General features: G+C 31.3%; 14 protein-coding genes. 11 read left to right on the top strand and 3 right to left on the bottom strand.

The window, feature by feature from the left end:
* The first annotated feature begins 67 nt into the window (after nucleotides 1-67).
* Both G9F70_RS08505 and G9F70_RS08510 read left to right on the top strand, forming a co-directional pair.
* Nucleotides 68-958, top strand: a complete 891-nt coding sequence (locus tag G9F70_RS08505; protein WP_164944920.1) for an AraC family transcriptional regulator — start codon at nucleotides 68-70, stop codon at nucleotides 956-958.
* 256 nt (nucleotides 959-1,214) lie between these two features.
* Nucleotides 1,215-2,513 carry a hemolysin family protein gene (locus G9F70_RS08510; RefSeq protein WP_164944919.1) on the top strand — a complete coding sequence of 433 codons (1,299 nt, stop codon included), beginning with the start codon at nucleotides 1,215-1,217 and terminating at the stop codon, nucleotides 2,511-2,513.
* Nucleotides 2,514-2,587: 74 nt separating this feature from the next.
* On the opposite strand, the gene G9F70_RS08515 is transcribed toward G9F70_RS08510, so the two are convergent.
* Nucleotides 2,588-3,007 carry a lipopolysaccharide assembly LapA domain-containing protein gene (locus G9F70_RS08515; RefSeq protein ID WP_164944918.1) on the bottom strand — a complete coding sequence of 140 codons (420 nt, stop codon included), beginning with the start codon at nucleotides 3,005-3,007 and terminating at the stop codon, nucleotides 2,588-2,590.
* A gap of 372 nt (nucleotides 3,008-3,379) precedes the next feature.
* On the opposite strand from G9F70_RS08515, the gene zwf reads away from it, so the two are divergent.
* The 3 genes from zwf to G9F70_RS08530 all read left to right on the top strand — a co-directional run bounded on the left by zwf (nucleotide 3,380) and on the right by G9F70_RS08530 (nucleotide 7,409).
* Complete coding sequence (zwf, locus tag G9F70_RS08520) at nucleotides 3,380-4,885, top strand: glucose-6-phosphate dehydrogenase (protein ID WP_202882622.1); 1,506 nt, start codon at nucleotides 3,380-3,382, stop codon at nucleotides 4,883-4,885.
* An 11-nt stretch (nucleotides 4,886-4,896) separates the two neighbouring features.
* A complete protein-coding gene (locus G9F70_RS08525) occupies nucleotides 4,897-5,526 on the top strand; it encodes a cyclase family protein (protein ID WP_164944917.1) in 630 nt (209 codons plus the stop codon).
* A gap of 110 nt (nucleotides 5,527-5,636) precedes the next feature.
* Nucleotides 5,637-7,409 (top strand): aminopeptidase P family protein, encoded by a 1,773-nt coding sequence (locus tag G9F70_RS08530; protein ID WP_164944916.1) that lies wholly within the window; start codon nucleotides 5,637-5,639, stop codon nucleotides 7,407-7,409.
* 183 nt (nucleotides 7,410-7,592) lie between these two features.
* On the opposite strand, the gene G9F70_RS08535 is transcribed toward G9F70_RS08530, so the two are convergent.
* Nucleotides 7,593-8,972 (bottom strand): amino acid permease, encoded by a 1,380-nt coding sequence (locus tag G9F70_RS08535; protein ID WP_164944915.1) that lies wholly within the window; start codon nucleotides 8,970-8,972, stop codon nucleotides 7,593-7,595.
* A 445-nt stretch (nucleotides 8,973-9,417) separates the two neighbouring features.
* Between G9F70_RS08535 and G9F70_RS08540 the strand changes: the two genes are divergently transcribed.
* The 3 genes from G9F70_RS08540 to amrS all read left to right on the top strand — a co-directional run bounded on the left by G9F70_RS08540 (nucleotide 9,418) and on the right by amrS (nucleotide 12,235).
* Entirely contained in the window at nucleotides 9,418-9,609 is a 192-nt protein-coding gene (locus G9F70_RS08540; protein ID WP_164944914.1) for a hypothetical protein, read from the top strand.
* A gap of 227 nt (nucleotides 9,610-9,836) precedes the next feature.
* The gene (amrA, locus tag G9F70_RS08545; RefSeq protein WP_164945001.1) at nucleotides 9,837-11,237 is read left to right on the top strand and encodes an AmmeMemoRadiSam system protein A; all 1,401 of its coding nucleotides are present in this window, start codon (nucleotides 9,837-9,839) and stop codon (nucleotides 11,235-11,237) included.
* An 11-nt stretch (nucleotides 11,238-11,248) separates the two neighbouring features.
* Nucleotides 11,249-12,235, top strand: coding sequence for an AmmeMemoRadiSam system radical SAM enzyme (gene amrS / locus G9F70_RS08550; RefSeq protein WP_164944913.1), 987 nt, complete (start codon nucleotides 11,249-11,251; stop codon nucleotides 12,233-12,235).
* A gap of 161 nt (nucleotides 12,236-12,396) precedes the next feature.
* On the opposite strand, the gene G9F70_RS08555 is transcribed toward amrS, so the two are convergent.
* The gene (locus tag G9F70_RS08555) at nucleotides 12,397-14,793 is read right to left on the bottom strand and encodes a YcdB/YcdC domain-containing protein (protein WP_164944912.1); all 2,397 of its coding nucleotides are present in this window, start codon (nucleotides 14,791-14,793) and stop codon (nucleotides 12,397-12,399) included.
* Between the two features lie 200 nt (nucleotides 14,794-14,993).
* Here G9F70_RS08555 and G9F70_RS08560 point away from each other — a divergent pair, with 200 nt between their 5' ends.
* The 3 genes from G9F70_RS08560 to rsxC all read left to right on the top strand — a co-directional run bounded on the left by G9F70_RS08560 (nucleotide 14,994) and on the right by rsxC (nucleotide 19,079).
* The gene (locus G9F70_RS08560; protein ID WP_164944911.1) at nucleotides 14,994-16,688 is read left to right on the top strand and encodes a M3 family oligoendopeptidase; all 1,695 of its coding nucleotides are present in this window, start codon (nucleotides 14,994-14,996) and stop codon (nucleotides 16,686-16,688) included.
* A 559-nt stretch (nucleotides 16,689-17,247) separates the two neighbouring features.
* The gene (locus G9F70_RS08565) at nucleotides 17,248-17,667 is read left to right on the top strand and encodes a SoxR reducing system RseC family protein (protein WP_164944910.1); all 420 of its coding nucleotides are present in this window, start codon (nucleotides 17,248-17,250) and stop codon (nucleotides 17,665-17,667) included.
* Nucleotides 17,668-17,735: 68 nt separating this feature from the next.
* Nucleotides 17,736-19,079, top strand: coding sequence for an electron transport complex subunit RsxC (gene rsxC, locus G9F70_RS08570; protein ID WP_164944909.1), 1,344 nt, complete (start codon nucleotides 17,736-17,738; stop codon nucleotides 19,077-19,079).
* Nucleotides 19,080-19,081: the final 2 nt, after the last annotated feature.

Here is a 19,081-nt window from a genome sequence, read left to right on the forward strand (position 1 = left end):
GTTAATTTCTAATAACCTAGAATATAGTAATTAGTAATTGAGTTCTAGATGATTGGAGTTTTTAATTATGGAATTGTTTACTATTGATGAGAGCAGGGAGATAAAGCTACCAGTATATATTGAAACTAAGGAGCCATTTTCTTCAGAAAATTATTTTATGTTTAGATTAATCCTTGTTGAAAAAGGGGGAGGAATTGTAAGTGTTAATGAAAACACTATTGTCTTTACAGCACCTACAATTTTTTGCTTCAATGCCAATGATAGGATTAATCTTGATAAGTGCAGTAAATTAAGTGCAAGAGCAATTTATTTTAGTCCTACTTTGGTAAATAATATTTTAACTTTAGAAAAAATGAATAATTTAGAGGCAGATATATCTGAATCAGAATACCGTGATTATTGTTCCTTACTACCATTTGTTTATAGGGAAGAGTTGAGTTTTGGACAGTTTGAAGTTGGGCCTGCAACTGCTAATCGAATAGCAAAATTATTTGATTCTTTAGAAGCGGAATTAACATTATTAAATAATAATTTTTGGAGATGTCGCAGTAGATCTTTCTTTTTAGAGATTCTATTTTTGATTCAGTATATATATACTGATATGGAAAATGATACTAAGTTTGAAGTGATAAAGTGTTCAGATGAAATTAATGAAATTATTTTATATTTGCATACACATTATGAAAGAAAAATTTCCATTGAAGAGTTAACAGAAGAATTTCATATTAACAGAACAACACTTACAGATAGATTTACTAGGTCTACTGGGATGTCTGTTATAGGATATTTAATTAGATTAAGAGTTAAGATGGCTGCTATAATGTTAAGAGATACTATGTTATCTGTATCAGAAATAGCCTATAGAGTGGGTTTTAACGATATAACTCATTTTGGTAGAATGTTTCGAAAGCACATGGGATATTCAGCATCTGAATATAGAAAAAAGAAAATGGAATAAAAACTGTATGATAACAGTAAGACTCATTTATATTCAAATAACTCAGGTACTGGTAGCAAGTGTTTCTTTTCGAGGGTAAACACTTCTGCTGGTATCTTTTTGTTGTTTCGTGGTTTTTACCATTACCTTTCCTAGCAAGGCCCTTGAACTAGTCCTTATTAAATGAATCAATATTAAATCTGATATTATATAAATTAGAAAAGTATGTTATGATAATAAAAAAACATATGTACTGTCTTGGAAGGGGCTATCAAAATTGATTATTTTTATAAATATTCTTATTGTATTTTTGCTTGTATTTATGAATGGTTTTTTCGTTGCTACGGAATTTGCTATGGTAAAAGTTAGAAAATCTAGAATAGAAACTTTAGTACTTGAAGGAGCTAGAAATGCAAAATATACTTCAAAGGTTGTTAATAATTTAAATTCATACTTATCTGCATGTCAGCTAGGAATAACTTTAGCATCACTAGGACTTGGATGGATAGGAGAACCTGCTGTTGCAGATATGCTAACTCCGATATTTAATTTGTTTCATTTGCAAGAAAGTGCTGTACACTCAATTTCATTTATTTTGGGGTTTTCAATTATAACGGGCTTTCATATTGTACTAGGAGAGCTAGTTCCTAAATCATTGGCAATTATAAGTGCAGAAAAGATAGCGATGTACACCGCACTGCCACTCATAATGTTTTTTAACGTAACTTATCCTATAATGTGGGCTTTTAATCATAGTACTAGTATAGTTTTAAAGGCTTTTGGTGTGACCCTTATAGATGAACATGAAGCGGCGCATACTGATGAAGAAATAAAATTATTGGTTGAAGAGAGCTATAATCATGGATTAATAGATAAAACTGAATTAACCTTTATAGATAATATATTTGATTTTACTGAGAAAACCGTAAAAGAAATAATGATACCTCGTACTGATATGGCATGTATTTACATTGAGGATTCTTTTGAGGATATTATAGCATCTGCTTTAGATGAACAGCATACTAGATATCCAATCTGCAGGGATAATAAGGATAATATTATTGGTTTTGTACACATCAAGGATCTATATAAGCAGAAAATTCAGGGTAATAATCAAAATATAGAAGACATTATTCGTGAGATTAAATTTGTTCCAGAATCATTGTCAATAAGTGAATTATTAAAAGTATTTAAGAAACAAAAGGTACAAATGGCTATAATTATTGATGAATACGGGGGAACATTTGGATTAGTAACTATCCAGGATATTTTAGAAGAAATTGTTGGGGAAATTCAAGATGAGTTTGATGAAGAAGGTAACGAGATTATTAAAACTGAAGATGGTAATTATCTTGTAGATGGAAAAGTTCTTATTGAAGATATCATTGAACTGTTAGATAAAGACTTTGAAGTTGAAAACATTGATACCATAGGAGGTTGGATTTATTCACAGTTAAAGTCATACCCACAAGTTAATGATAAAATTTTATATGAGGATTATGATTTTATCATATTGGAATGTGACAGTAAAAGAATAAGCAAGGTGCTAATTAAAAAATCATCTGTAGAAGAGTAGTATTGTTTGGAAGAATTTAAATGAGCATTAGTGGCTACAAAAATAGCTACTAATGCTCATTATGTTTAATTACCTTACATAAAAGTATCAGTTTTATTTGAAGAAATAGTATTAAGATGTTTAATTTCAATGTTTTGCGTATTTATTTCATCATTGAGTATGTTGCTTTTAGCGTTTAAAGCTATTGTAGTTTCTAAAGTTACTATTTGAGTTTCTAGGACTTCTATTCTATTTTTAAAAGTTTCATTTTCAATTTTAAAATTTTTAGCTTTTTTTGTTAGTCTTTTATTACCACGCCTTAGTGTGATTTCTTTTTGTAGCCCTAATAAAGTAACCATTATAGCACCTGTAATTGCAGAGATAAAAATTATAAGAGCCAAGGAAATATTGAATTTTGTGAAAAAGAAATTAATAGATATTACTGAAGAATTTTGGATTCCGAATAAGGCTACTAAAATAGCAAAAAGCAAAGAAATTATAAAACCGAATCTCATAGGAAATGACCTCCTTTATTTACTAAATTCATTAAATTATAGCATATTACTTTGTTTGTGAATAGGATATCCTAATATCTTCCTTATTATAGCTAAAAACAGCAAAATATCTGTAGAAAATTGCAATAATGATAAAAATGGAATATTATTAATTTACTAAGATAAAGTTCTCAATTGGAGATGCTAATATTATATTTTTAATAATCCTATGAATTTTATTACGGTAGAATATAAATTAAATAAAATTGAAATTAATAAGATAATGGACAATTTGTATTTGCTAATATTCATTAGTTTATGTTATATTAATCATATGATTAAAGCTTACTAAATACGGCGTTAAGAAAAGAATATTAGGAAGGGGCACTTTTAATGGAAACAAATATGGATAAAGAACTTTCTAGTATATTTGTAATTTTTGGTGGAACTGGTGATTTGACAAAAAGAAAACTTATTCCAGCTATTTTTAGTTTGATGTACGAAGAAAAACTGCCCGAAAATTTTACAATTGTAGCTATAGGAAGACGTGAAAAGACAAATGAGGAATATAGAGAAGAAATGCGTTCATCTGTAGAAAAATTCTCTAGATTTTCACTAAATGATGAGTTATGGCTTAAATTTAGTAAGAGAATATTTTATAAAAACTTTGATTTTACTTCTGATAATCAAGGCTATGCGGATTTGGATTTGTTTTTGGAAAAAATGGAGATAAGATATTTAACAGGTGGCAAAAGGTTATATTATTTAGCTGTTGCGCCAGAATTTTTTGAAGGTATAATTAGAAATTTAAAAAATAATGGTATGGTGTCAAAAGCCATTGGCTGGCAGCGAATAATGATTGAAAAGCCTTTTGGATCAAGTCTTGAAACAGCTAGGATATTAAATCATAATATATCAAAACTTGTACCAGAAGAAGATTTATTTAGAATAGATCATTATTTGGGAAAAGAAATGATTCAAAATATATTGGCCATTAGATTTGGAAACTCATTATTTGAACCATTATGGAATGCAAATCATATAGATAATATTCAAATTACCTCCAATGAACTTTTAGGCGTAGAGAGTAGAGGCGCATATTATGAGAATGCTGGTATATTAAAAGATATGCTTCAAAATCATATATTACAAATGCTAACTATGATTGCAATGGAACCTCCAATAGACTTTGAACCTGAATCCATAAGGGATGAAAAAGTGAAGGTATTACGCTCACTCAGACCTTTCACTGCTGAGACTTTTAAAGAAAACATTGTTCGTGGCCAATACGGTGCGGGAGAAGTTGAAAATGCGAAAGTGATTGCTTATAGAGAAGAAAATAGAGTATCCAAAGCGTCAAATACGGATACTTTTATAGCACTTAAGACGTATATTGATAATTTTAGATGGGGTGGAGTACCCATATATATAAGAGCAGGAAAAAGGATGAATAATAAAAGTACTGAGATCGTAATTCAGTTTAAAAAACTTCCTGGAATTAATTATTATAAGGAGTTTGATAATATTTCTCATAATCTTTTAGTTTTAAAAATTCAGCCAGAAGAGGGTTTTTTCTTTCAGATAAATGCGAAACAGCCTGGTAGTGAATTTAAAATGGAAAAGGTTCAACTAGATTATTGTCAAAGTTGTAGGGCTTTAAATGATTCACCTGAGGCTTACGAAAGATTAATACTTGAAGCAATTAGGAATAACTCATCATTATTTACTAGATGGGATGAACTCCAATATTCTTGGCAATTTGTTGAAAGTATTGAAAAGCAATATGAGAATAATATACCTACATGTCCTAATTATTCAGCAGGGACATCGGGTCCTAAGGAAGCAATAGATTTAATTGAAAATGATGGCAGACAGTGGTGGAATACTGCGTCTGATTAAGGAGGGTAAATATGGTTATATATGATATTTCTATGACTATTGAAAAAAACATGGGAGTGTACAAGAATATAGAGGAAAAAAGGCCTATAATTAAATTCGAAAGAAAAATTCCAAAGGATAGCATTAATGAATCCAGCATGTATATGAACTTGCATACTGGAACTCATATTGATGCCCCATATCATGTAGATGATATGGGTGAAACCATTGAATCTATTGATTTAAATAAATTAATTACAAAGTGTAGAGTAATTGACTTAACAAAGATAGTAGATGGTATAACAAAAGAGGATCTTATGGATAAAAATATTCAACAGGGAGAATTTTTATTGCTAAAAACTAGAAATTCATTCACTGAAGAATTTGAACCCAATTTTGTCTTTGTTGAAAAAAGTGGAGCGGAGTATCTAGCAGAAAAAGGTATAATTGGAATAGCAATAGATTCCTTTGGTATTGAGAGAGCCCAACCAGAACATGAAACTCATAAGATTCTTTTTAATAAGGGGATAACAATAATAGAAGGTGTTAGACTAAAAGAAATAAAAGAGGATGAATATTTCATGTGTGCGTTGCCACTTAAAATTAAAGGAGTGGATGGAGCTCCTGCTAGAGTGGTTTTAATAAAAAACTTAATACTATAATCCTATCTTTTCATGTTATAATAATATATGTAATATAAAAAACATTGCAAGTAAACGCTTGCAGTATAAAATTTTGCAAGTAAAGCTTGCAATTTAATGGGGTGAATGTAGTGAACGTAAAAGAAAGAGTAGAAGAGTTAAGGCATGAGATGAGAGAAAGAGGCATAGAGGCATATATAGTACCTAGTTCAGATCCACATCAAAGTGAATATGTAGCAGAGCACTATACTGCTAGAACATTTATAACAGGATTCACCGGTTCTGCTGGAACTGCAATTATAACTTTAACGGATGCAGGTTTATGGACAGATGGAAGATATTTTATACAAGCAGAAAGTCAGTTGAAAGATACAGGTGTAACCTTATTTAGAATGGGAGAGACTGGAATTCCAACTGTTGAGGAATTTTTGAAACAAAACCTTAATAAGGGAGCAAAGATTGCTTTTGATGGCAAGGTTATTTCAGTAGAGTATTTTAGAGGACTTAAAAAATCTCTAGAAAGTAGTGAATTTTCCTATGAAGTTAGTGAAGATTTAATAGATAAAATATGGAAAGATAGACCTCAAAGACCTTGTAGTCAGGTAGTTTTGCATGATGTAGCCTATGCAGGAGAGTCAAGGGAATCAAAACTTGCGAAGGTAGTTCTTGAAATGAAGACTATGGGAGCAGAATACTATGTTATATCAGGTCTTGATGACATAGCATGGCTATTAAACATTAGAGCAAGAGATGTAAAATGTAATCCACTAACTATAGCTTATGCTGTGGTTTCAGAGGAAAAATATTATCTATTTATAGATGATAGAAAAATTGATTCTGGCGCTCGTGCTGAGCTTGAAAAGGCTAATGTAGAAATAATGCCTTATGATAGTATAGGGGAATTCTTAGGAAAAATTAAAGCGGGAGCAATATTACTTGACGCAGCAAGAACTAGCACTTGGATATATAGCGCCATAAAGATTAAAGTTATAGAGGCTATGGATATAACTACAAGATTTAAGGCTATAAAGAATGATATTCAAATTGAGAACACTAGAAATGCAATGGTACGTGATGGTGTGGCTATGGTTAAATTTATTAGCTGGCTAAAGAAAACCATAAAGACGCGTAATATTACAGAAATAGAAGCATCAGATAAAATTGAAGCAATAAGAAGTTTAGGAGAAAATTACTATGATTTAAGCTTTGCATCTATTTCAGCTTATAAAGCAAATGCATCTATGCCTCACTACTCTGCTACGCAAAAAGAACAGGCCACTATTGTGCAAGAGAGTCTTTATTTATTGGATTCAGGCGCTCAATACTTAGATGGAACAACAGATATTACAAGAACACTAGCTGTAGGTCCCTTAACTATCGAAGAAAAAACAGATTTCACCTTAGTATTAAGAGGGATGATTAACTTAACTATGCAAAGATTTTTATATGGAACTACAGGTTCAAATTTAGATATTATAGCTAGAATTCCACTTTGGAATGCAGGTATGGATTATAAACATGGAACAGGACATGGAGTAGGTTTCTTCTTAAATGTTCATGAAGGTCCACATAGAATATCCGTGGCTGCAAATACTGTTAAACTTGAAAAAGGAATGGTAGTATCCAACGAACCAGGGGTTTATAAGGCAGGAAAGCATGGTATAAGAATAGAAAACTTAGTTGTTGTGGAGGAAATTGAAAACACTTTATATGGTGGACAATTTATGAAGTTTGAGACTTTAACACTATGCCCTATAGACTTAGAAGCTATAGATGTTTCACTATTAACAGTTGAAGAAAAGACTTGGCTAAATAATTATCATAAAACTGTATTTGAAAAACTTTCTATTTATTTAGAAGGAGAAGAACTAGAATATTTAAAGCAAGCAACGGTAGCAATATAAATATAAGATTTATGAATTAACACCAGTTAAAGAGAGGCAACTACATCAAAAACCCAGTATAATTTTAAATTATACTGGGTTTTCTTACAGTAAATCATATGATAATATTTTGTCTATATTTGTAAGGAAATTGATACTAACTTCTGCTTGTCTAATTTAGTTTTAAAACTTTGTATTGTTATTTTATTTCGATTTTTGAAGTTCACTATGGTATCGTCCATACATTAAATAAATTAATATTCCAATTGCCAACCAAATTGTAAAGCAAATCCATGTTATAACAGGTAGAGCTGACATTAAATAAATACAGGTCAGCGTAGTAAGGATAGGTATAAGTGGTACCCAGGGGCATTTAAACTTTCTTTCAACATTTGGCATAGTTTTTCTAAGTACTATAACACCTATAGAAACAAGAACGAAGGCAAATAATGTACCTATATTACATAATTGTATTATAAGATCTAAGGGTAAAAATCCTGCCATCATCGCGGCTAGTGAACCAGTGATTATTGTACAACGATTAGGTGTTTTGTGAACTGGGTGTACGTGCGAGAACACCTTTGGCAATAGCCCGTCTCTTGACATAACCATAAATATTCTTATCTGTCCATAAAGCATTACAATCAATGTTGAAATCATACCCACAACTGCACCAGTTCCAACCAAAGCAGCTCCCCAGGTAATTCCAAACCTTTCCAAGGCGCCCGGAACAGCATTGTTCAGACTTATTTCTTTATATGGAACCATTCCAGTTATAACAACTGCAACTGTAACGTAAAGTACAATAACCACTCCTAGGCAAATAGCAAGTCCTCTAGGTACATCTCTCTTTGGATTTATAGTTTCCTCTGCAGCAGTTGAAACTGCATCAAAACCAATAAAGGCAAAGAATATAATTGAAGCCCCTGCCATAACACCTTTCCATCCAAAAGGAGCAAATGGCTTATAGTTAGCTACACTAACATGAAATACGCCAAGTATTATAAATAAAATAATTACTCCAACTTTTATCAAAACGATTAGGTTGTTCAGCTTTTTACTTTCTTTAATACCTTCAAATAATATCCAGGTTACAAACACAACTATTGCAACAGCGGGCAGGTCAATAATTCCACCTGCCATGGGTGTTCTAGTTATTGCTATGGGTAAAGTGAATCCTGCAGACTTTAATAGCCCTACGAAGGTTCCTGACCACCCAGATGCAACTGCGGCTGACGAAACTAAATACTCAAGCATTAAATCCCAGCCTATAGTCCAGGCTACTATTTCACCAAAAGCAACATATGAATATGAATAAGTACTACCTGCAACTGGAAACATTGTAGCAAGTTCAGCATAGGAAAGAGCACAAAGACCACTTACTATTGCTGCTACAATAAAGGACAAAACGACTGCAGGTCCTGCTAAATGAGCACCAACACCGGTTGAAACAAAAATTCCTGTACCAACAACTGCACCTATTCCAAGTGCTGCAAGGTCAACTGCTGTAAGATTCTTTTTCAAATCAGATTTTTCGGCGGCATCAAGCATTTGTCCTAGGGTTTTCTTCTTCCAAATATCCATAATGTTTTCCCCTCTCTTAAATTAAGCTTAGGCCTTATTTAAACTATTCCATTTACATAAAACCTTTTTCAATAAAAAATATTGATAACTAATGGGATTATTATAATGAAGATTTAGAATATTTGAAAGGTTCGAAATTTGCCGAATCAAGCGAATTAAAGTCATAAAAATAAGAATGCTGTTGTTTTCTGTCGTTTACAAAGTTTTATAATATATTTTTTTTAACAAAAATAATGTGGAATTTCTCAAGGGTTAAATCTTTAAATTACCTTGATGCTTAAAATATTTAAGTTAGAATAACACAGTGGAAATATGTTGATAATATTAGTTTAGGAATGAATTTTAGCTAGGTATCTAGAATAAATATAATCTAATTATATGGAAAGGAGAATTTTATCAGCCATACTTTTTTTGAATTTTTGTCTGATAAAAAAGTGAAAATGAAATGAAAAATTTCTTAAATCAGATAGGTAAATCAAAGTTTTTATTCGTAGGATTATTTATTGGATTAACCTCAGCGATAGGTGTTAAAATGGTTATGGATCCGTCTGTCCATAGGGTTCCTGTATGGTTGTTCTTTTTACCGCCAGTTGCAGCCTATATACTTTTTAAACTTTCTAAAAAAAATAAGCACTAATATAAAGTGGTGAATTTGAGATGCAATTGTATCTCTTTTTTTAATTGCCATTAATGAGGATTTAACTTACAATTGCATTACCTTAGTCTTTATGGATATGATCTTTAAGTAGTGGGTAAAATATTTAGGGCACGAAAATAGATTAGACCAGGCTAGAATAGACAAGTATACCGACTTGATACTTATATAAATGATACTTAAAGTAGTGAATAGGAGCGGTGATTATGATGGGTAAAATAATAGCTTTTTATACAATGCCACATCCACCTATAATAATTCCAGAGGTGGGACGTGGAGAGGAAAAAAAGATAAAAAACACATACGATGCTTGCGCGCGCATTGGAGGGGAAATAGCAGAGTTAAAACCAGAGGTAATAATAGTAGTCACGCCACATGGAACTATGTTTTCAGATGCAATAGCTCTTTCTTTTGAAAGTTCTATTTCAGGAAATTTAAAGCAATTTGGAGCTTCAAAAGTTTCTATGAATTTTGAAATAGACATGGATTTGACAGGAAAGATTATGATTAAGGCACGCGAAAATAATATTCCAACAGTAGAAGTAAGCACAAGTTTTCTTAAAAAATACGGTAGAGAATATGAACTAGATCATGGTAGCATAGTTCCTCTGTATTTTGTTGTTGATAAATATAATTCTTTTAAGCTTGTTCATATTACCTATGGGGGACTTAGTCCTATACAGTTATATAAATTTGGTAAACTCATTAAAGAGGCAATAGAGGAGAGCGATGAAAATGCTGTGTTTATTGGAAGTGGTGATCTTTCTCATCACCTTAAAGATGAAGGACCTTATGATTATAATCCCTATGGAGAAGTGTTTGATGCCGAAATAATAAGTCTATTAAAAAAGGGTGATGTAGCAGGAGTATTTAATATAAATCCAGAAATGGTTGAAAACGCTGGAGAATGTGGCTTAAGGTCTTATTATATAATGCTTGGAGCAATGGAAGGTAATGAAATAAAGGGAGAACTTCTTTCCTATGAAGGCACCTTCGGAGTGGGTTATGCGGTAATGAAATTTGACCTTAAAAACAGTAATAGAGATATATTATCAGAAATTACTAATGAAAAAAGAAAAAAATATGAGGAAAGAGTAAATAAGGAAGATGTTTATGTTAGGCTTGCAAGAGAAAGTCTTACTCATTATTTAATAGAGGGTAATTTTATGGATAAACCAAACTATGTAACAGAGGAAATGATAAATAATAAAAGAGGGGTATTTGTGTCTCTTAAAAAATTTGGGCAGCTAAGAGGCTGTATAGGTACAATTTTTCCCGTAACAGAAAGTGTAGCAAGTGAAATAATGCGAAATGCCATTGAAGCAGGAGAAGGGGACCCAAGGTTTAGTCACGTATCGGAAGGAGAGCTTGAGGATATTGTGTTTTCCGTAGATGTTTTAACGGAGCCTACACCGGCTTTAAAAGAACAACTAGATCCTAAAAAATACGGAATTATTGTAAGAAGCGATAGAAAGAGTGGACTACTATTACCAGATCTTGCCGGTGTTAATACTATAGCGGAGCAGATAAGTATAGTATTAAATAAAGCATCGATTTCTCCAAATGAAAAATATTCTATAGAAAAGTTTGAGGTTATAAGGCATAAATAGGAGTGGTAATTATGGAAAAAGAAGCTTTGTTTTATGAAAAACAAGGAGAGGTAGTTAATTGCAAACTTTGCCCTCATAATTGCCATATTCCATCAGGCGATCATGGCATATGTAATGTACGGGTAAATAGCAAGGGAAAACTTTATACGATGAATTATGGAGAAATAACTTCTATGGCCCAAGATCCCATAGAAAAAAAACCACTATATCATTTTAAACCAGGAAGCAATATACTTTCTGTAGGAAGTTTTGGATGCAATTTTAGCTGTGGGTTTTGCCAAAATTACTCCATTTCCCAAGGGAGAGCAAAAAGCGAGTATGTAGCACCAGAAAAATTAGTGGAAATATGCAAAAGCCTGGAAGGTAATATTGGGATAGCATTTACATATAATGAACCTTCTATTTGGTATGAATATGTATACAATTCATCAAAACTATTAAAAGAAATGATTAAAGATATAAATATAGTGGTGGTTACGAATGGCTATATTAAAGAAGAACCTCTAAAGATACTTCTTACCTATGTGGATGCTATGAATATTGATTTAAAAGCGTTAAATAACAAGTATTATAATGATATATGTGGAGGGAGTGTGACACCTGTTATGGATACTATTAAAATAGCATCCAAACAGTGTCATGTAGAGGTAACTACTCTACTAGTTAATGGAGAAAATGATTCTGCTGAAGAAATTGAGGCAGTTGCAGGATTTATTGCCTCATTAAATAAAGATATTCCACTTCATTTATCAAGATATTTTCCAAACTATAAGATGGATAATCCTGCTACAGAGGTTGAGGTAATGTTTAAAGATAGAGAAATAGCAAAACAATATCTTAATTACGTATATTTAGGTAATGTAGCAGGCACTGATAACTCAACTTACTGCCCAAAGTGCAGTTACAAGCTTATTGAAAGAGATGGATACCATGTTCATGTTAATACTAGTAATGATATATGTCCGAAATGTGGTTATAAAATAAATATTATACTTTAAATATATTCTTCCCTCACTATGATATGGGAATTTTAAAAATTAAAAGCCATTTAAATATGGGTATAAATAACAAAGAGCCAGTAGAATAATATTCTGCTGGCTCTTTGTGTTTACGGAAAGGATATAGGAATTGGGTTGTACCTAGTTTAGTTATTCTTATATTAACGATATATAGGATAATTATTAAATCTGATTTTGTTAAGTGATTTGTATATACCAAGTGTTAATTCTTCCATAGTTGAAATGTTTTTAGGGTTAAAATTGCCATTGTCTAGTTGTACTAAGCCAAAACCTTCGGCAAGGGCAACGTAACCTAAATAGCCTTTAGACAATTTGTCTGTATCTTTAAAATTAGCTTTAAATATATCACCACATTCCACTACTTTGTGGTAGTTTATAAATCTTACAAGGATTTTTGCCATTTCTTCTCTTGTAACCTTTGTATCTCCCTTAAATTCAACTTCTTCATTATCTATTATTCCATAAGAAACTGCCATTTGAAGATATTTATAGTCCTCCGTGCCTTTAGTGACTCCTTTTATTTTTAATTCTTCAACTGGTGCTGAATTATTAGCTTTAACATTCGAATCCTTTGATGATTCACTCACCATTACATAAGGTCTAAAACCTTTAGCATCTACTAGTGATTTAATTAGGTCTATTTGAGTTACTTCTTTATTTAACTTAAAATCTTTTGTGTTTAACAGTCCTTTATATGCTAATATACTTAATTCTTTTTCGTATTTACTATTTTTTATATCATTCATAAAGGTTTGAATATTTTCATTAACTTCTTCACCATCATAGCTTACGAAATTACCAGTAAAAGCATCCACATCTAATACTTGCCTAGCTTTATAATAATCTATAGCATATATAAGCTTTGCTTCAAGTTTTGGGTTCTTAAGGTCACTACTTGTATTTACTAAATTATAGGCTAGTTTTGTCTTATATTTCTGTGAAAACTTACTTAAAGCATCCTTCTCCGAGATTTTCTTATCTAAGGATGGAAAATTTAATCCATCTTCCCATCTGTAATTTATAGTGTTTATTTCCCCAGTTTTTAAATCTACTACTAAATTTATATTATTTTCATAATAAGCTATGCCATTTTCAGTTCTCGCAAAATTAAAATAAATCTGTCTTTCTTTATTGTTATTTTCTTTAGGTTCATTTGACTTATCAAAATGAGTTTGCTGAGTTTTAATATTTTTTATTTGAGAAGGATAATATTTAGCTAGAGTATTAATTGCTTTATTATAAGCTTCATCCCAAGTTAAATTTGCTTTAAAATCTTTTTCTTCTTCGTATTTATTATTTTTGGAGCAGGATATTACACCTTGGGTTAAAGCATCTATTCTTATTGAACCGCCTTCTTCATATTTTTTATTTTCATCTTTATAAAATTGTACTGACCAAGTTTTTTCGTTTTTACCATTTAAGTTAGAACTTTCATCGTAAGCAAGTGGATCTAATTTATAGCCATCACCATAAAGATCTTTAATGATTTCTTTAATTGTAGATTTGGCTTTTTCCTCGCTTATAGGTTCCTTAGCCACATTAACTTCACTATATTTTTTATAGAAATCAATTTTTTCTTTTTCATTTAAATCTTTAAGGATTAAATTAGAAGAATTATTTGAATTATCCTCCATAAAAATACCGCTGCTAGCATCTATACTATTTCCTTTTTTAAATGATGGTGAATATACAACTTTAATTTCTTTTTTCTTGTGAGTATCGTCATATCTATCATAATAATTTACATATTTTAAGTCCATGCTTATATTATTTTTCAAAATATCCTGTGCTTTTTCATTGCTAATAACACTCTTCGCATCTTGAAATGTGTATTTATCATCCCAATTTATATCATAATAAGTTACGTTTCCACGAGTTCCATCTACATTTACTTCTATTTTATTGTCAGTAAATTCAACGCCATTAACTTTCCTTATATAAGAAAAAGAATAAGAACCTGAACCATTTCTGTAATATTGAGAAAAGTTATTATCTACTCTAGTTACTTGAGAAAACTTGTCTGCATCAATCTTTTTAACAAAATTATCTGCAACTTCGCTGGCCTCTTTTAAGGAAATAGTTGGTATAGAATTATTGTCATCACTATTATATTCTGAATTGTCAATGGATTTTATTTTTCCAGTATTTGCAATTACAGAAACGCTATAATTTACATTTTTTAAAACATTATTTTTGCTCCAAGATATATTCCAAATGTAATCTTCGGCTCCACCATTGTTATAATTATCAAGACTTATTCTAACTGAAAACTTAGAGTCATCAATATTAGTATTAAAATATTTTTTGAAGGTAGCTCTCCCTATATCTAGCGCTTCCTGCTTAGAAATTTTAACTTTTTTCTCGATTTCTGGCGATACATTAGTAACATAGGTTAAATCTTGCTTTTGAGGATTAACCTCAGTTTTATACATGATTTTTTCAAGTTTAGGCTGTACTTGTACTGCTAATGCGGTTGAAAATGATGTAAATATAAATACTGAACATAGTAGTAATGAAAATATTTTTTTTCTGTTCATAATTTAATACTCCCCCTTTAAACGGAAATAGTTTCTCGTTACAATATAGACGACTCAGCTTTTATTAATGTTACAATAATATTGGTAAATTTTTATGTTCCATATTTATTTTTTTGTTTTTGAAGGAAATAACTAGTTTTTAGAGAATATAATATAAATACTATAAAAATATACCATTTTAACTCAGGAAGGGGAATATTATGAAATTTACAGAAATGCAGTATAAAAGACCGGATATGAAAGAGCTGGTCGTAAACTTCACGCAGTTATTAACTGAATTTAATACTTGTGCTAGTTTTGATGATGCAAATTCAATTATGGTTAAAATCAATGACTTAAGAGGTGATTTAGAGTCAATGGAAGAGCTTGTGGGAATACGTCATACTATTGACACAACTGATGCTTTTTATGAAGGAGAACAGGATTTCATTGACGAAAACATGCCTATATACCAAGGCCTAGTTGCCAAGTATTATGGAGCTCTTATTAATTCGAAATTTAGACCTGAACTCGAAGAAAAATGGGGCAAGCAACTTTTTAATATGGCTACTTTAAATATTAAAACTTTTTCCCCAGAGATAATTGAAGATTTACAGATGGAAAATAAGTTATCTAGTGAATATACTAAATTAATTGCTTCTGCCAAAATAATGTTTGAAGGTGAAGAAAGAACACTATCTCAATTAACACCCTTCAGATTATCTACTGATAGGGATATGAGAAAAAGAGCAAATGAAGCTAAATATGATTTCTTTTCTGAAAATGAAACAAAATTAGATGAAATTTATGATGGTCTAGTAAAAGTAAGAACTAAAATTGCTAAAAAATTAGGATATGAAAATTTCGTACAACTTGGATACGATCGCATGCTTCGTTCAGATTATAATGCTGAAATGGTTGCAAATTACAGAAAACAAGTTGAAGAAGTTATTGTTCCTATGGCTACTAAATTAAGAGAAAGACAATGTAAACGTCTAGACCTTGCTCATTTATATTATTATGATGAGGGAATAAGTTTTAAAAGTGGAAATGCAAAACCACACGGTAATCCTGGGTGGATAGTTAACAATGGTAAAAAAATGTATGAAGAATTGTCTAAGGAAACTGGAGAATTTTTTAATTTCATGATTAATAATGAGCTTATGAATCTCGAGAGTAAAAAAGGTAAAGCTGGCGGTGGTTATTGTACATTTATAGGGAAGTACAAATCACCATTTATATTCTCAAACTTCAATGGTACGTCTGGTGATGTAGATGTGTTAACCCATGAAGCAGGACACGCTTTCCAAGCTTATTGCAGTAGAAATTATGCAGTGCCTGAGTATAATTTTCCAACTAATGAAGCTGCTGAAATTCACTCTATGAGCATGGAGTTCTTAACTTGGCCATGGATGAATTTGTTTTTTGAAGAAGAAGAATTAAAATATAAATTTAATCATTTAAGTGAAGCTCTCCTATTCTTACCTTATGGAGTAACTGTTGATGAGTTCCAACACTTTGTTTATAATAATCCTGAAGCATCGCCAACTGAAAGAAAATTAGCTTGGAGAGAAATTGAAAAGAAATATTTACCACATAGAGATTACGCTGGAAATGATTATTTAGAAAGAGGGGGCTTTTGGTATCAACAAGGACATATTTTTGGTTCACCTTTCTATTATATAGATTATACACTAGCTCAAGTTTGTGCATTTCAATTCTTTAAAAAAGCTAATGATAATAGAGAAAATGCTATGGCAGATTATATGAATCTTTGCGCGGCTGGTGGTAGTAAATCATTCTTGGGATTGGTAGAACTTGCTAATTTAAAGTCACCATTTGATGATGGTTGTATTAAATCAGTTATAGACGATATTAAAAATTGGCTTGATAGTGTTGATGATATAAAACTATAAACAAAAAAACAGTAGGATATTATTCTACTGTTTTTTTTTTTGATTTCATATTACAATGAGGTTTTTAAGGGTGGATTACATGATAACCGATAGCCTTTACATGGCTAAAACACAAGCTTAACACCATAAACATAGGCAGTTGTCAAATAGTTATTATTTTAACGATTATATCAATAATATTTAAAAAACATGAAATATTTTTTTTGTTTTTAGTACAAACTGTTATAGTACTGATAAAAAGGAATACTACAGAATGCACTAACGTATGAAAGCGTTAATAGATTAATATTTTCAAATACTGTTGAAAACATTAGTAAGTTGAATAGAAAATATAAATATGCTGTATACACGTTTAAAGACATATTTTTTATTTCAAATATTTATAACATTATAGAAGTATATGTTAAAAATATAATTATTATTGACTTTCATTCCATTTAAAACTATCTTAAGTAATGGAAGTTCAACAAATACATAATTCGACAGAAAGTAGATACGAGAATTAATGGTAGAATTATAAACATAATTAATATTGCAGTAATAGGGGGTAAATGTATCTGTGGTAAAAGAAGAAGAAGGAATTATAATTGAAATATTGGAAGGCAATATGGCTAAAGTCAAAGTAGGTAGGCACGGTGAATGTAAAAATTGTGGTGCATGCCCGGGTGATAGTGCACTTATCATAGAAGCTCAAAATTTAATTGGAGCTAAAGCTGGACAAAGAGTTGCCTTTGAAATGAAAGAGACAAATATGCTAATGGCGGCCTTTGTTGTATATATAGCACCTCTTATTGCTATTTTATTAGGAGTTATTGCTGGGCAAGAAGTAGCAATGAAATTTGGTTATTCTGTGAGAGGTTTTCAAATTGTAGGCGGAACACTAACGTTTATATTGTCAATATTAAATATAAAAATTTTCGATAAATTTGCTCATAATAATAAGAAAATGCAACCTGTTATTACTAGGAGCTTATCTTAATTTTTTTAAGAGTTAGTATGTATATATAACTAAATATACTTTAAATATGTTAAAAGAGGTGTAAAAAATTGATAAAAAGTTTTCGTGGAGGAATACATCCAAATGGTAATAAAAGTTATACCGCCGATAAGCTTATAGAAATAGCAGCACTTCCAAGTGTGGTTATTATTCCGGTGAGGCAGCATATAGGGGCTCCTTGCTTACCAATTGTAGCTAAAGGCGAATTTGTAAAGAAGGGACAAGTTATAGCAAGTAGTGATGCTTTTGTTTCTAGTCCTGTCCATGCATCAATATCAGGAATGGTTAAAGATGTGGCAGAATACCCTCATGTAGTATTTGGTAAGTGTCTTTCTATTGTAATTGAAAATGATGGCAAAGACGAGTGGGTAGAAGGAATTCCCTGTGAAAGAGATTGGGAGAAGTTAAATGGCAATGAAATAGGAAATATCATTAAAGATGCAGGTATCGTCGGAATGGGAGGCGCCACTTTTCCTACTCATGTAAAATTATCCCCACCAAAAGAAAAGAAAATTGATACTTTTATTTTGAATGCAGCAGAATGTGAGCCTTATTTAACAGCAGATCATAGAATGATGCTAGAATATTCGCAGCAAATTTGCACTGGTGTAAAAATAGTGATGAAGGTTCTTGGGGTTCAAAAAGCATATGTGGGAATTGAAGATAATAAACCTGATGCAGTAATTGCAATGAAAAGAGCATTTGAAGGAACTGCAGTGCAGGTGAAGGAAATCCCAACTAAATATCCACAAGGTTCGGAAAAAATGCTTATTAAAGTCTTGGCAGATCGCGAGGTTCCTTCTGGTAATTTGCCAATGGATGTAGGGGTAGTAGTTCAAAATGTAGGCACGATTATTGCAATTTATGATGCAGTGGTAAGAGGAATTCCACTTATCCAAAGAGTAACAACTATAAGTGGAAGTGCTGTAAAAGAACCTAAAAATCTTTTGCTTAGAATTGGAACAACATTCGAAGAGGCTATTGATAATTGTGGTGGATTTATAGAAAAGCCAGCTAAAGTTATTATGGGTGGTCCTATGATGGGATTTGCTCAATCAAATTTAAAGGTTTCTATTATTAAAGGAGTTTCTGGAATTTTAGGTTTAACTAAAAAAGATGTGAATAACGGCACGGAATCGCCTTGCATTCGTTGTGGAAAATGTGTAAGTGTTTGTCCTTGTGGACTTAATCCAGGTATGCTCAGTATTTTGGGGCAGAAAAACCTTTATCAAGAAGCAAAGGAAGAACAAAATCTTTTAGACTGTGCGGAATGTGGGAGCTGTGTTTATGTATGCCCTGCTAAACGAAATATCGTACAATACATTAGATATTGTAAGATGCAAAATGCAGCGCAGACTGCAAAATTAAATGCAGCGTATGCAGCAAAAAAATAGGG

The organism is Clostridium sp. FP1, assembly GCF_011065975.2.
In the GTDB taxonomy this organism is placed as follows: Bacteria; Bacillota; Clostridia; order Clostridiales; family Clostridiaceae; genus Clostridium_AD; species Clostridium_AD tagluense.

Excerpts from the sequence above, each read along its gene's own strand:
- G9F70_RS08505 (WP_164944920.1), top strand. The coding sequence starts at position 68 with ATGGAATTGTTTACTATTGATGAGAGCAGGGAGATAAAGCTACCAGTA.
- G9F70_RS08515 (WP_164944918.1), bottom strand. The coding sequence starts at position 3,007 with ATGAGATTCGGTTTTATAATTTCTTTGCTTTTTGCTATTTTAGTAGCC.
- zwf (WP_202882622.1), top strand. The coding sequence starts at position 3,380 with ATGGAAACAAATATGGATAAAGAACTTTCTAGTATATTTGTAATTTTT.
- G9F70_RS08525 (WP_164944917.1), top strand. The coding sequence starts at position 4,897 with ATGGTTATATATGATATTTCTATGACTATTGAAAAAAACATGGGAGTG.
- G9F70_RS08535 (WP_164944915.1), bottom strand. The coding sequence starts at position 8,972 with ATGGATATTTGGAAGAAGAAAACCCTAGGACAAATGCTTGATGCCGCC.
- G9F70_RS08540 (WP_164944914.1), top strand. The coding sequence starts at position 9,418 with ATGAAAAATTTCTTAAATCAGATAGGTAAATCAAAGTTTTTATTCGTA.
- amrA (WP_164945001.1), top strand. The coding sequence starts at position 9,837 with ATGGGTAAAATAATAGCTTTTTATACAATGCCACATCCACCTATAATA.
- amrS (WP_164944913.1), top strand. The coding sequence starts at position 11,249 with ATGGAAAAAGAAGCTTTGTTTTATGAAAAACAAGGAGAGGTAGTTAAT.
- G9F70_RS08555 (WP_164944912.1), bottom strand. The coding sequence starts at position 14,793 with ATGAACAGAAAAAAAATATTTTCATTACTACTATGTTCAGTATTTATA.
- G9F70_RS08560 (WP_164944911.1), top strand. The coding sequence starts at position 14,994 with ATGAAATTTACAGAAATGCAGTATAAAAGACCGGATATGAAAGAGCTG.